Origin of the sequence: Streptomyces sp. NPDC053076, from assembly GCF_044546845.1 — a bacterium.
Lineage (GTDB): Bacteria > Actinomycetota > Actinomycetes > Streptomycetales > Streptomycetaceae > Streptomyces.
This window is the reverse complement of the sequence record NZ_JBITZL010000006.1, coordinates 273732-287213: the sequence shown is the minus strand read 5'-3', so window position 1 is coordinate 287213 and position 13482 is coordinate 273732. Positions and strand designations below refer to the sequence as shown.

General features: G+C 72.9%; 8 protein-coding genes. 2 read left to right on the top strand and 6 right to left on the bottom strand.

What is annotated here, in order from left to right:
- Nucleotides 1-103: 103 nt before the first annotated feature.
- The gene (locus tag ACIGYR_RS25310; protein ID WP_399597000.1) at nucleotides 104-2788 is read right to left on the bottom strand and encodes a protein kinase; all 2685 of its coding nucleotides are present in this window, start codon (nucleotides 2786-2788) and stop codon (nucleotides 104-106) included.
- 163 nt (nucleotides 2789-2951) lie between these two features.
- Nucleotides 2952-5027, bottom strand: coding sequence for a serine/threonine-protein kinase (locus tag ACIGYR_RS25305; protein WP_399596998.1), 2076 nt, complete (start codon nucleotides 5025-5027; stop codon nucleotides 2952-2954).
- A gap of 170 nt (nucleotides 5028-5197) precedes the next feature.
- Between ACIGYR_RS25305 and ACIGYR_RS25300 the strand changes: the two genes are divergently transcribed.
- The gene (locus ACIGYR_RS25300) at nucleotides 5198-6253 is read left to right on the top strand and encodes a serine hydrolase domain-containing protein (protein WP_391839885.1); all 1056 of its coding nucleotides are present in this window, start codon (nucleotides 5198-5200) and stop codon (nucleotides 6251-6253) included.
- A gap of 95 nt (nucleotides 6254-6348) precedes the next feature.
- Here the strand turns inward: ACIGYR_RS25300 and ACIGYR_RS25295 are convergent, their stop codons facing one another.
- Nucleotides 6349-8055 carry a glycerol-3-phosphate dehydrogenase/oxidase gene (locus tag ACIGYR_RS25295; protein ID WP_399596996.1) on the bottom strand — a complete coding sequence of 569 codons (1707 nt, stop codon included), beginning with the start codon at nucleotides 8053-8055 and terminating at the stop codon, nucleotides 6349-6351.
- A 274-nt stretch (nucleotides 8056-8329) separates the two neighbouring features.
- Between ACIGYR_RS25295 and ACIGYR_RS25290 the strand changes: the two genes are divergently transcribed.
- Nucleotides 8330-9538: a nucleotide sugar dehydrogenase gene (locus ACIGYR_RS25290; protein ID WP_399596994.1), complete on the top strand. Its 1209-nt coding sequence runs from the start codon at nucleotides 8330-8332 to the stop codon at nucleotides 9536-9538.
- A gap of 272 nt (nucleotides 9539-9810) precedes the next feature.
- Here ACIGYR_RS25290 and ACIGYR_RS25285 read toward each other — a convergent pair whose 3' ends face one another.
- From ACIGYR_RS25285 to ACIGYR_RS25275, 3 genes are all read right to left on the bottom strand, one after another.
- Nucleotides 9811-10935: a GuaB3 family IMP dehydrogenase-related protein gene (locus tag ACIGYR_RS25285; protein ID WP_391839879.1), complete on the bottom strand. Its 1125-nt coding sequence runs from the start codon at nucleotides 10933-10935 to the stop codon at nucleotides 9811-9813.
- Nucleotides 10936-11050: 115 nt separating this feature from the next.
- Complete coding sequence (gene guaB / locus ACIGYR_RS25280) at nucleotides 11051-12559, bottom strand: IMP dehydrogenase (protein ID WP_399596992.1); 1509 nt, start codon at nucleotides 12557-12559, stop codon at nucleotides 11051-11053.
- Between the two features lie 163 nt (nucleotides 12560-12722).
- Nucleotides 12723-13310 carry a sigma-70 family RNA polymerase sigma factor gene (locus tag ACIGYR_RS25275; protein WP_100827787.1) on the bottom strand — a complete coding sequence of 196 codons (588 nt, stop codon included), beginning with the start codon at nucleotides 13308-13310 and terminating at the stop codon, nucleotides 12723-12725.
- Nucleotides 13311-13482: the final 172 nt, after the last annotated feature.

The window sequence follows — 13482 nt, the reverse complement described above, 5'->3', positions numbered from 1 at the left end:
CAGGGAACCAGCGGGGTGCGAAGGAAACCGCACTGTGACGATGGTCATTTCCGCGCGAGAGAGGGAACCGGCCGGCCGTGCCCCGCCCCCGCATACACGGTGCTCAACCGATGTAGCGATACGTCGCCGTCGCCTGCTCGTACAACCGTGTCACCTCGTCCCGTTCGGCGTCCGGGCCACGCACCTGGAGGATGTGGTAGCGGCCGTTCAGCAGCACCGCCATGTTCCGCACGAACAGGTCTCTTCCCTGTCCGTCGGTCCAGGTGAACTGCCCCTCGGCCATGGTCCGTCCGCCCACCTCGATGGTCCGCAGGCCGGTCGCCGTGGCCCAGCTGGAGTCGCGGTACGGCTGGAGTTCCCGCTCCTTGTCCCGCTGGTAGGCCATCGGATCGCTGCCGTAGGCGGACGTGCCGTCCCGGCCCGGTACGACGATCAGCTCGAAGCTCCCGTGGCCGTAGACCACCTGGCCGCTGCCGTTCTTCGCCGCGCGCTCCCAGCCCTTGGCGACGGCCACCTGGAAGCCGTCCGGGTCCTTGCGCAGCGTGAACCCGTCGGGGACGGCGGGGTCCCCGCCGGTCTGCGTCTCGGTCGCGGGCGCGGACGCGGAGGCGCCGCCGTCCGGTGCGCTCTGCCCGGTGGAGGGCTGCCGGGTGTGCGTGGGCACGGGGCCCGTCCGCCCGGCGCTGCCGGTACGGTCCCCGCTCGCGGCGCCGCTCCCCTCCTGCTTCGGCATGAAGAGCATCGCGTACGCGATCGCGCCGGCCAGCAGGAGCAGGATCAGCACCAGCAGGGTCCGGCCGAGGCTGCGCGGCGAACCGGTGCCCTCCCGGGCCCGCTTGTGCCGGCCGTGCGGATGGGCCGCGGGCAGTCCGGCGCGCCGCCGGCGCACCAGCTCACCGCGGCGCCGGACGATCGGCAGCCGGCGCGGATCGGCGGGCGGCACGGGGACGACATGGGTACCGGCGTCCGGCTCGGGCGCGGACCGCACCAGGGAACGCAGCCAGCCGCTCAGCTCCTCGACATCCGGCCGCTCGGTGGGGTCCTGACGCAGCAGCGACTCCACGACCGGCCGCAGCGGGCCGCACTCCTCGGCGAAGGCGGGCGGCTCGGCGCACACCAGCTGCACCAGCTCGGCCGTCGACTCCTCCGGGTACGGTGCGTGCCCCTGCACGGCCCGGAACAGCAGCGCGCCCAGCGCCCACAGGTCGGTGGCGGGACCGATCGGCGCCGCCAGCTGCCAGTTCTCGTGCACGGGACCGGCCTGCTCCGGCGCCCACCGCTCGGTCACCGGTCCCACCACGGTCATCCGCACCTGCCGCGCCCGCTCGGCGGCGAGCGGGGTCCCGGGCCCACGGCGCACGGCACCCGGTTCGTCCCACCGGACGCCGGACGGTGCGGGCAGCGCTACGGGGGCGAGTTCGGAGTGGGCGGGCAGGGCACCCTGCCGGCCGGGTCCGGCCGGCGGGCGGGCCTGCCGGCTGTCCGCGTCCTGCGACGCCGGGCCGTGCCCCTGGCCCGGCACCTGTCCGGGCGGGCCCGGCCGCCGCGCACCGCCGCCCAGGGCCGGGGCTGCGCCACCGGACCCGGTGCGCGGTGCGGCACCGTGCCAGGGGGCGCCGCGCACCCCGTACGGGTCGGCTGTCCGGCCGGGCGGCGGCGCGGTGCCCGCCTCCGAGGGGTACGACGGCTGTGCCGCGCCGTCGGCCCGGCCGGCCCCGGTGTCGTCCTCGGCGGGCGGACGGGCGCCGGGCAGCGCGGGGGGTCCGCTCTGCTGGACCTCGTGCACCCGGGCAGCGGCACGGGCACCGGCCCGGTACGCCGCGATGGCCCCCGCCCGGGCGGCCCGGACGTCGGCACCGGTCTCCAGGGCCGGCTGCCCGGCCGCACCGGACACCCCGTTCACGCCCGGAGCCGGCAGTCCCCCGGCCGCCCGCGCCTGGATGGCGGCGCGCCGCGCGGCCTCGGGATCGGCGTCCGCGTTCGGCCCGCCGGCCGCCCCCGCGTCACCCGCCACACCCCCGGAAAGACCGCCGGAGCCGGCGAAAGCCCCGGCTCCCGAGCCGGGATCACCTCCTGGAGGGCCGCCGCCCGCACCAGGTCCTGTCGGTCCGGTCCGCCCGTCCGGCCCGGCGCCGGGCACCTCCGCCGCGCCCTCTCCCGGGCCCTCCGGAGCCGGCACCGGGTCGTACCCGCACAGCGCCTCCTCCGCCGCGCCGGCCGCGAGGCCGGTCAGCATCACGCGGCCGTCTTCGCAGACGAGGACCGTGCGGACGGTGATGTTGCGGTGCACCCAGCCATGGGCGTGCAGCACCCGCAGCGCCATGAGCACGTCGGAGGCGACCTCGGCCGCCCGGTACGGGGACAGCGGCTTGTCGGTGAGCAGGGCGGACAGGGGACGCGCGGCCACCAGTTCGCTGACGATCCACAGGGACCCGCCCTCGGCGAACACGTCGAAGACCTGGTCCAGGCGGGGGTGGTCGGGAATGCGGGCCGCCGCCTGCGCGGCCTCGACGGCGCGCCGGACCGCCGGATCGGCGGGCTGCCGGGTGGCGGTCCTGGCCTGCGGCGCCCGGCGGGAGGTGGGTTCGCGTGCGGTGAACCCCTCGGGCAGTCCCTCGGCGTCGATCACCTCGGCCTCGACGACCTCCGGCAACGGCACCTGCCGGACGAGGACTTCCTGGCCGCTGTAGGTGTCGAAGGCGCGCGTCTCGGTGAGTTCGTACTCGTCGGACGGCGGCAGTGGCAGGCGGTAGCGGTCGGCGAGCACCCGACCCGCGTAGTCGTCCACTTTGCCTCCCCCGGCCGCCCGGTTGGTCACATCCGATCGCCTCACGACCCGTTTCGCACACGCATGCGGCTGCGTACGGTCCGCGACCCTTCACGATACGTGCCGGAGGCAACCCGCATTGAGAGGATGACGGATTCTCACGCACCAAACCGGTGTTGAGCGCCTACGACTTCGGCTTGAAGGACTTCGTCAACGTCTTCCACGTGTCCTCGCGCAGATCACCGTGCCAGCCGGCGTCCTTCGCGGTGTACATCAGCCCGTAACCGAGGTGGTCGTTCACCACGAAACCCCGGTCGATCGAGCGGTACTTGGTACCGCCCTCGGTGTAGGTGAACTCCCAGTCGGCGGTGTTCCAGCCGCGGTAGCCCACCTTCTCGATGCGGATCCTCTGGTAGTGGGAGCGCACCATGTACCGCTCCTGGTTCTCCCAGTCCGCCACCGGGTCGTCCTTGGGCGTGCCGGTCCAGCCGACCAGCAGCTTCTGCCCGTCGGGTCCGGTGTAACGGTCGCCGGCGGCCACGGTGGTCTGGTACCTCCACCCCTTGGGCAGACCTATCGAGTAGCCCTGACCGCCCTTGCGGGTGGTCACGACCGGCGCGCTCCCGCCGTCCTTCGAACCGGAGGAGCCGGAACCGTGGGAGTCGGCGGAGTCGTCGGCGGACCGGCTCGCGTCGGGGTCCGCCGCGGTGTCCGACGCCGAGGGGGTACCGGCGGACGCCGAACTCGCGCCGTCCGTCCGCTCCCCGCTGCCCGTGCCGCCGCCCGTGTCCTTGTCCTGCTTGGTGGACGCGCTGGGACTGGCCGCGGCCTTGGCCCCACCGTTCTTACCGTCCTTGCCGCCACCGCCGCTGAGGGCGAACGCCAGCACGGTCCCGAGCACCGCGAGCGCGACGAGCACGGCGATGACCACCAGCGTGCGCTTGGGCACCACATCGGTCAGCGGGGCCCTCGGCACCGGCCGCGGCTGCAGGTCCAGGTCCGGCGGCGGCACCACGGGCCAGCCGGAACTCGTCTTGTTCGCGCTGGAGTTCGGCATACCGGCGGCACCCGGCCCCGGGCCCCCCGGCCGCGCGGCGGCACCGGCCCCCGGCCCGCCCACGGAACCCGGCCGCACCCCACCGGCGGAACCCGGCCGCACCCCACCGGAGGCGGCACCCCCGGCACCCGTGGTGCCGCCCGTGTCCCGCGCGGACGGCTCGCTGCCGCTCTTCCCCCGCGCCGTCGCCGCGGCCGAGGCGGCCCCGGCCACCTTGCGCACCGACCGCAGAGCGCCGCGCAGCTTCTCGCCGGCCTCCTCGCCCCGCTTGCCCTCCGGCCCGCCGGGCTGCGCCGGCAGCGGAACCACCCGCGTGGCGTCCATCGGCTCCGGCGCGGGCGCGTTGATCACCGCGTGGAGCATGGCCCGGGCCCCGGCGTCGTCGAGCCGCTGGGCCGGGTCCTTGGTCAGCAGGCCGTAGATGACGTCCCGCAGCGGTCCCGCGTGCTTCGGCTCCTCCAGGTTCTCGGTCATCACCGCGGTGAGCGTGGCGATCGCCGAACCCTTGTCGTAGGGCGGCGAACCCTCGACCGCCGCGTACAGCAGACCGCCGAGCGACCACAGGTCGGCCGCCGGTCCCGGCTTGTGGCCGCGGGCCCGCTCCGGGGAGATGTAGGAGGGGGCGCCGACGAGCATGCCGGTGGAGGTGATGGACGGGTCGCCCTCCACCTGGGCGATGCCGAAGTCGGTGAGCACGACCCGGCCGTCCTCGGCGATGAGCACGTTGGACGGCTTCACGTCCCGGTGCAGTATGCCCTCGCGGTGCGCGGAGCGCAGCACGTCGAGGACGGCGAGACCCACCTCGGCGGCGCGCTTCGGCTCCAGCAGGCCGTCCTCGCGGATGACCTCGGCCAGGGACTTGCCCTCGACCAGTTCCATGACGATCCAGGGCCGGTCGTCCTCGTCGACCACGTCGAAGACCGTCACCGCGCTGTTGTTGCGGATCCGGGCGATCGCCTTGGCCTCGCGCAGGGTGCGCGTGATCAGGCGCCGCTTCTCCTCCTCGTCGATGTTCGACGGGAACCGCAGCTCCTTGACGGCGACCGTCCGGCCCAGGGTCTCGTCCTCGGCGCGCCAGACCGTGCCCATACCGCCCCGGCCCAGCACGTCTCCCAGCCGGTACCGCCCCGCGAGGAGACGCCGCTCGTTCTTGTCCTGACGAGTCTCCTGACGGGGTGTCCCCGCCCGCTCCGCGTCCGACATGCGTCCCCTCATACAACCCGCCCTGACAGAGCCTCCATTGTCCCTCACCCGGCAAGTGCCCCTCGCCCCGGGTGCCCCTGGGCGAAACGGCCACTCCTCGCCTCGGACGCCCCCTTGAAGCTGACGTTCCGCTTACCGGGATGATGGGTCGTAAGAGGGGAGGAACCGGCATGCCGACGCTTCGGACAGTCCTGGCCATACCGGTGTCACTCGCGCTGCTGCTCGCCCCGGTCGCCTCCCGGGACACCTCCCCGGCCGCGGCCGTGGAAGCGGTCCTGCCGCTGCTCGTCAGCGACGGCGGGGCACCCGCCGCGGCCCTGCTGGCCCAGGACACCGAGGGGGACGCGCCCCGCCTGCGCTACACCGCCGCCGGCCAGGGCATCGCCCGCGCCGACCACTTCCGTGCCGGCAGCATCACCAAGACCTTCATCGCGACGGTCGTCCTCCAGCTGGCCGCGGAACACCGGCTCTCCCTGTCCGACACCGTGGAGCGGCACCTGCCGGGACTGCTCCGCGGGCGCGGCACCGACGGCCGGCGCATCACCCTGCGGGCCCTGCTCACCCACACCAGCGGGCTGGCCGACTTCACCGAAGCCACCCGGGGGACCGTGCCCCTGACCCCGTTTCAGGCCGTACGCATCGCTCTGGCCCTCCCTCCGGCCCGCCCGGGCCACTACTTCTACTCCAGCACCAACTACGTCCTGCTCGGCCTGGTCGTCCGCCAGGTCACCGGTCACTCCTACGCCTCCGAGGCCGAGCGCCGCATCATCGCTCCGCTGGGTCTGACGGGCACCTCCTTTCCCGGGTCCCGCAGGTCACTGCCCGCGCCGCACGGCCGTGCCTACGCCGCCGACGGCTCCGACGTCACCGAGCTCGACCCGCGCGTGGCCGGCGCGGCGGGTGAGCTGGTGACCACACTGGCCGACCTGGACCGCTTCTACGGGGCACTGCTGGGCGGCCGGCTGCTGCCCTCGCGCCGGCTGCGCGAGATGCTCGACACCCGCGCCGCACACGGCTCGTACGGCATGGGGCTGTTTCCGGTGAAGCTGCCGTGCGGCACCACCGTGTGGGGGCACAACGGCCGGATATCCGGCAGCTACGTGCGCAGCGCGGCCACCGCCGACGGCCGCCGTGTCCTCACCTTCCGGGTGAACACGGACGCGAACGCGGACCCTCGCCTGGAACCGGCCCTGCTTGCCGCCGAGTTCTGCCCTCGCACCCCGTAGAACGACCGGGGCCGCACCGGAGATCCCGGCGGCGATCACTCGTGCGAGTGAGGTTCGCGGTGCGGTTCGCGGCGGAGAAGAACCAAGAACCGCTGCTAGCGCGGCACGATGTCCGGTGCCCCCAGCCGCGCCGCGTCCGCCGTCTGGTCGTCCGGCTGGAGCTGGGACTCGCGCTCGGCCTCCACCCGCTTCTCGTAGTGCTCGACCTCGCGCTCGATCTGGTCCTTGTCCCAGCCGAGGACGGGTGCCATCAGCTCGGCCGCCTCCCGGGCGCTGCGGGTGCCCCGGTCGAAGGTCTCGATGGAGATGCGGGTACGGCGGGTGAGGACGTCGTCCAGGTGCCGGGCGCCCTCGTGCGAGGCGGCGTACACCACCTCGGCGCGCAGGTAGTCGTCGGCGGCGTGCAGCGGCTCACCGAGCGCGGGGTCGGCGGCGATGAGGTCCAGGACCTCCTCGGCCAGGGAGCCGTACCGGTTCAGCAGGTGTTCCACGCGGACCACGTGCAGCCCGGTGCGTGCCGCGATCCGCGCTCGCGCGTTCCACAGCGCCTGGTAGCCCTCCGCGCCGAGCAGCGGGGTCTCCTCCGTCACGCAGTCGGCGACGCGCATGTCGAGGCCGTGGACGGCCTCGTCGACGGCGTCCTTGGCCATCACGCGGTAGGTGGTGTACTTGCCGCCCGCCACGACCACCAGCCCCGGCGCCGGGTGGGCGACCGTGTGCTCGCGGGACAGCTTGCTGGTGGCGTCGGACTCGCCGGCCAGCAGCGGACGCAGCCCGGCGTACACCCCCTGGACGTCGTCGCGGCTGAGCGGCACGGCCAGCACCGAGTTCACGTGTTCCAGCAGATAGTCGATGTCGGCGCTGGACGCGGCCGGGTGGGCCTTGTCGAGGTCCCAGCCGGTGTCGGTGGTCCCGACGATCCAGTGCCGGCCCCACGGGATGACGAACAGGACGGACTTCTCGGTGCGCAGGATCAGGCCGGTGGTGGAGTGGATGCGGTCCTTGGGCACGACCAGGTGGATGCCCTTGGAGGCGCGGACGTGGAACTGACCGCGCTCCCCCACCATCGCCTGCGTGTCGTCGGTCCACACGCCGGTGGCGTTGACGACCTGCTTGGCGCGGATCTCGTACTCCCCGCCGCCCTCCACGTCCTGCACCCGGGCGCCGACGACCCGCTCGCCCTCGCGCAGGAACCCGGTCACGCGCGCGCGGTTGGCCACCTTCGCGCCGTAGGAGGCCGCCGTGCGCACCAACGTGGCCACGAAGCGGGCGTCGTCCATCTGCGCGTCGTAGTACTGGAGGGCGCCGACCAGGGCGTCCTTCTTCAGACAGGGGGCCACGCGCAGGGCGTGACGGCGGGTCAGATGGCGGTGCACGGGCAGACCCCGGCCGTGGCCGCGGGCCATGGACATCGCGTCGTACAACGCGACGCCCGAACCGGCGTACCACCGCTCCCAGCCCTTGTGCTGGAGCGGGTACAGGAACGGCACCGGCTTGACCAGGTGCGGGGCGAGGCGCTCCAGGAGCAGGCCGCGCTCCTTGAGGGCCTCGCGGACCAGGGCGAAGTCGAGCATCTCCAGATAGCGCAGGCCGCCGTGGATGAGCTTGCTGGACCGGCTGGAGGTGCCGGACGCCCAGTCGCGGGCCTCGACGAGGCCGGTGGACAGTCCGCGGGTGACCGCGTCCAGCGCGGTGCCGGCCCCGACCACTCCGCCGCCGACCACCAGCACGTCCAGCTCGCGTTCCGCCATCGCCGCCAGTGCCTCGGCGCGCTGTGTCGGCCCCAGAGTCGCTGTCCTCACCGCTGCCTCCCGCTGTCGCAGACTCGCTCGCGTCGGCCGCACCCGATGGGCGAAGCCCGGCCCTCCTCATGCCCAAATTCTGACCGGGATGCCCGACTTCAGCCACCACGGGCTCCCAACCTGTGGACAACTCGCGCACAACCCTCGGAAGACACACAAACACAATCACACAGAACGGTCATATGTGTACCTAGTCTGACAGTGCACTCGCTCATGCTGTCCACAGCGGTTGCGCACCTGTCCCGCTTCGGCTACTGGGAAGGACGGCCCACGCATGCCCGCAGACCTCGCCGTCATCGGACTCGGCCCCTACGGCTTGCCGCTCGCCCGGGCCGCCGTCTCCGCCGGAATCTCCACCGTCGGCTACGCCACCGGCCCCGAGGCCGGCCCGCTCAGCCCCGCAGAGCTGCGCCGGATGCACACCGCGGGCTTCCGGCCCGGCACCGACCCCGCCCAGCTCGGCCGCGTCCGCACGGCGGTGATCTGCGCGCCCACTCCGCGCGGCGCCGACGGCGGACTCGACCTCGGCCAGGTCGAGGCGGCGGCCCGCACCCTGGCGGAACGGCTCCGCCCGCACACCACGGTGATCCTGGAGTCCCCCGTGCTGCCGGGCACGACGGAGGAGTTCCTGCGCCCGCTGCTGGAGAAGGGCTCGGGGCTGCGCGCCGGCCGCGACTTCCACCTCGCGTACTCCCCCAGCCGCGTCGACCCCGGCAACCGCGACCACGTCCCCGCCAGCACCCCGAAGGTCATCGGCGGTCTCACCTCCGCCTGCACCGAGTCCGCCGCCGCGTTCTACGGCCGGCTCACCGACAAGGTGGTACGCGCGCGTGGCCTGCGCGAGGCGGAGACCGTGCAATTGCTGGAGACCAACTTCCGGCATGTCAACATCGCGCTCGTCAACGAGATGGCCGTCCTCTGCCACGAGCTGGGTGTGGACCTGTGGGACGTCATCCGGTGCGCGGAGACCAAGCCCTTCGGCTTCCAGGCGTTCCGGCCGGGTCCGGGCGTCGGCGGGCACGGCGTCCCGCAGGACCTGACCGGGCACGCGACCCGCACCCTGCGCATGGTGGAGCTGGCCCAGCAGGTCAACAGCCGTATGCCCCGGTACGTCGTCCAGCGCGCCGCCACGCTCCTCAACGAACACGGCAAGTCCGCGCGCGGGGCCCGCATCCTGCTCCTCGGCGTCACCTACAAGCCCGACCTCGCCGACCTCCAGGGCGCGCCCGCTCAGGAGATCGCCGTCCGGCTGATGGAGTTCGGCGCCTCGGTCAGCTACCACGACCCGTACGTGCCGTCCTGGAACGTGCTGGACCGCCCGGTCCCGCGCGCGGACTCCCTGTACGAGGCCGCCGCCGACGCCGACCTGACGGTCCTGCTCCAGCACCACCGGACGTACGACCTCCAGGGGCTCTCGGTGAAGGCGCAGCTGCTGCTGGACACGCGGGGGGCCACGCCCACGGGAGCGGCGCACCGGTTGTGAAAGGGCGCGCGTACGCCGGCCGCGCTCCCGGACCGGTGGCAGGCGGGACGCTGCGCGGGTACCGCACGGAAGCAGCCTGAGCCCACCGCGGGACCACTGCGGCACGCTCCTGGTCACCCCGCCCCGCGGCGCGCCCACCGCGGGACCACTACGCCAGGCTCCTGGTCACCCCTTCCCCCGGCGCGCCCCCGGTCGATCCGGTCCGGGCACGCGAAGGGCCGGTCACCCCGTCGGGACGACCGGCCCTCCAGGCGTCGTGGGACACCCGGCGACTACCGCCGGTGCTGGCTGTCCGCCACCGTCACCTCGACCCGCTGGAACTCCTTCAGCTCGCTGTAGCCGGTCGTGGCCATGGCGCGGCGCAGGGCGCCGAAGAAGTTCATCGAGCCGTCGGGGGTGTGCGACGGGCCGGTGAGGATCTCCTCGATCGTGCCGACCGTGCCGAGGTCGACCTTCTGGCCGCGGGGCAGCTCCTCGTTGACCGCCTCCATGCCCCAGTGGTGGCCCTTGCCGGGCGCGTCCGTGCCCCGGGCCAGCGGGGAGCCCATCATCACCGCGTCGGCGCCGCAGGCGATCGCCTTGGGCAGGTCGCCGGACCAGCCCACGCCGCCGTCCGCGATCACGTGCACGTACCGGCCGCCGGACTCGTCCATGTAGTCGCGCCGCGCCGCGGCCACGTCGGCGACGGCCGTGGCCATCGGGACCTGGATGCCCAGCACGTTGCGCGTGGTGTGCGCGGCGCCGCCGCCGAAGCCGACGAGGACGCCGGCCGCGCCGGTGCGCATCAGGTGCAGGGCGGCGGTGTACGTGGCGCAGCCGCCGACGATCACCGGGACGTCCAGCTCGTAGATGAACTGCTTGAGGTTCAGCGGTTCGTGCGAGGACGAGACGTGCTCCGCCGAGACCGTCGTACCGCGGATGACGAAGATGTCCACGCCCGCGTCCACGACCGCCTTGGAGAACTGGGCGGTGCGCTGCGGGGAGAGCGCGGCGGCGGTGACCACGCCGGAGTCGCGCACCTCCTTGATGCGGGCGCCGATCAGCTCCTCCTTGATGGGAGCCGCGTAGATCTCCTGGAGGCGGCGGGTGGCCGCCTCGGACGGCAGCTCGGCGACCTCGTCCAGCAGGGGCTGCGGGTCCTCGTGCCGCGTCCACAGGCCCTCGAGGTTGAGCACGCCGAGGCCGCCCAGCTCGCCGATGCGGATGGCGGTGGCCGGGGAGACCACGGAGTCCATGGGGGCGGCCAGGAACGGCAGCTCGAAGCGGTAGGCGTCGATCTGCCAGGCGATCGAGACCTCCTTCGGGTCCCGCGTACGGCGGCTGGGGACGACGGCGATGTCGTCGAAGGCGTACGCCCTGCGGCCGCGCTTGCCGCGCCCGATCTCGATCTCAGTCACGTTGGTGGCCTTTCCCTATGCGTTGCAGCGCCTTCCAGTATCGCCGACCGGTACGACAAGGGCGGCCCCGGATGCTCCGGGGCCGCCCTCTCGTGGCCTCACGCGTGCGCGTGCGTCACTTCTTGCTGCTGTAGTTCGGCGCCTCGACCGTCATCTGGATGTCGTGCGGGTGGCTCTCCTTCAGGCCCGCCGAGGTGATCCGCACGAACCGGCCGTTGGTCTGCAGGTCGGGCACCGTCTGGCCGCCGACGTAGAACATCGACTGGCGCAGGCCGCCGACCAGCTGGTGGACCACGGAGGACAGCGGGCCGCGGTAGGGCACCTGGCCCTCGATGCCCTCGGGGATCAGCTGCTCGTCGGAGGCGACGCCCTCCTGGAAGTAGCGGTCCTTGGAGAACGACCGGCGGTCGCCGCGGGTCTGCATGGCGCCGAGCGAGCCCATGCCGCGGTAGGACTTGAACTGCTTGCCGTTGATGAACAGCAGCTCGCCCGGGGACTCCTCGCAGCCCGCGAGCAGCGAGCCGAGCATCACCGTGTCGGCGCCCGCGACCAGGGCCTTGGCGATGTCGCCGGAGTACTGCAGACCGCCGTCGCCGATCACCGGGACGCCGGCCTCCTTGGCGGCGAGCGCGGCCTCGTAGATCGCGGTGACCTGCGGGACGCCGACGCCGGCGACCACGCGGGTGGTGCAGATGGAGCCGGGGCCGACGCCGACCTTGATGCCGTCGGCGCCCGCGTCGACCAGGGCCTGGGCGCCGTCGCGGGTGGCGATGTTGCCGCCGATGACGTCGACGCCGGAGGAGTTCGACTTGATCTTGGCGATCATGTCGCCGACCAGGCGGGAGTGGCCGTGCGCGGTGTCCACGACGATGAAGTCGGCACCGGCCTCGATCAGCGCCTGGGCGCGCTCGAAGGCGTCACCGGCCACGCCGACCGCCGCACCGACCAGCAGACGGCCCTCGGCGTCCTTGGCCGCGTTCGGGTACTTCTCCGCCTTGACGAAGTCCTTGACGGTGATCAGGCCCTTGAGGACGTTCTCGTCGTCGACCAGCGGAAGCTTCTCGATCTTGTGCTTGCGCAGCAGCTCCATGGCCTCGGGGCCGGAGATGCCGACCTTGCCGGTGACCAGCGGCATCGGGGTCATGACCTCGTGCACGCGGCGGCTGCGGTCGCTCTCGAAGGCCATGTCACGGTTGGTGACGATGCCGAGGAGCTTCTTGTCGGCACCGGTCACCGGGACGCCGCTGATGCGGAACTTGGCGCACAGCGCGTCGGCCTCGGCGAGGGTGGCGTCCGGGTGAATGGTGATGGGGTCGGCGACCATGCCGGACTCGGAGCGCTTCACCAGGTCGACCTGGTTGGCCTGGTCCTCGATGGAGAGGTTGCGGTGCAGGACGCCGACGCCGCCCTGCCGGGCCATCGCGATCGCCATGCGGGACTCGGTCACCTTGTCCATGGCGGCGGACAGCAGCGGGATGTTGACCCGCACGTTCTTGGAGACGTACGAGGCGGTGTCGATCTCGTCGGGAGCCATGTCCGACGGGCCCGGCAGCAGCAGCACGTCGTCGTAGGTCAGCCCGAGTGTCGCGAATTTTCCGGGCACTCCGTCGACGTTGGCAGTCATGACACCTTCCCCAAATGGCCTTGCTCGGTGCGGATGTCCATGCTAACGGGAAGCGTCGCTAGCAAATTCCACGGTGCGGGGTCACTTCAGGCTTCGTATGTTCGTACGGAACCGACGGCGCACCTGTTCAGCGGAGGAGCTACGGAGGCTCCGCACAGGGTGGTTACTGTTCGGCGAGCGCCCTGAGGCGGCTCAGGGCCCGGTGCTGGGCCACGCGGACCGCACCGGGTGACATTCCCAACATCTGTCCCGTCTCCTCCGCGGTCAAGCCCACGGCGATACGCAGCAGGAGCAGCTCGCGCTGGTTCTCGGGGAGGTTGGCCAGCAGCTTCTTGGCCCACTCCGCGTCGCTGCTGAGCAGGGCGCGCTCCTCGGGGCCGAGGGAGTCGTCGGGCCGCTCGGGCATCTCGTCGGACGGCACCGCGGTCGACCCGGGGTGGCGCATCGCGGCGCGCTGGAGGTCGGCGACCTTGTGGGAGGCGATGGCGAAGACGAACGCCTCGAAGGGGCGGCCGGTGTCCCGGTAGCGGGGCAGAGCGAGCAGGACCGCCACGCAGACCTCCTGCGCGAGGTCCTCCACGAAGTGGCGCGCGTCGCCGGGCAGCCGGGACAGCCGGGTGCGGCAGTAGCGCAGCGCCAGCGGGTGGACATGGGCGAGCAGGTCGTGCGTGGCCTGCTCGTCGCCGTCGACGGCCCGGTGGACGAGCGCGCCGAACGCCCCGTGGGCCGTGCCCGCCTCGTCGTCGCGCATCGGTCCATGGTGCCTTGCGGCCGTCCGGTCCGTCGCATCGTGTTCGTGGTTGTGCACCGAAGCGTTATGAGCAGGTGCGCCGGCACTCATCCCCTGCGCCCTCCCCTTCCGCTCGACCGACTCGTCCCCGAGAGACTCCACACCTCAAGGATGCGGCATCCGCGCCGAAACG

What these genes read in the sequence shown, in the direction of transcription:
- ACIGYR_RS25300 (WP_391839885.1), top strand. Translation starts at nt 5,198, where the DNA reads ATGCCGACGCTTCGGACAGTCCTGGCCATACCGGTGTCACTCGCGCTG.
- ACIGYR_RS25290 (WP_399596994.1), top strand. Translation starts at nt 8,330, where the DNA reads ATGCCCGCAGACCTCGCCGTCATCGGACTCGGCCCCTACGGCTTGCCG.
- guaB (WP_399596992.1), bottom strand. Translation starts at nt 12,559, where the DNA reads ATGACTGCCAACGTCGACGGAGTGCCCGGAAAATTCGCGACACTCGGG.
- ACIGYR_RS25305 (WP_399596998.1), bottom strand. Translation starts at nt 5,027, where the DNA reads ATGTCGGACGCGGAGCGGGCGGGGACACCCCGTCAGGAGACTCGTCAG.
- ACIGYR_RS25275 (WP_100827787.1), bottom strand. Translation starts at nt 13,310, where the DNA reads ATGCGCGACGACGAGGCGGGCACGGCCCACGGGGCGTTCGGCGCGCTC.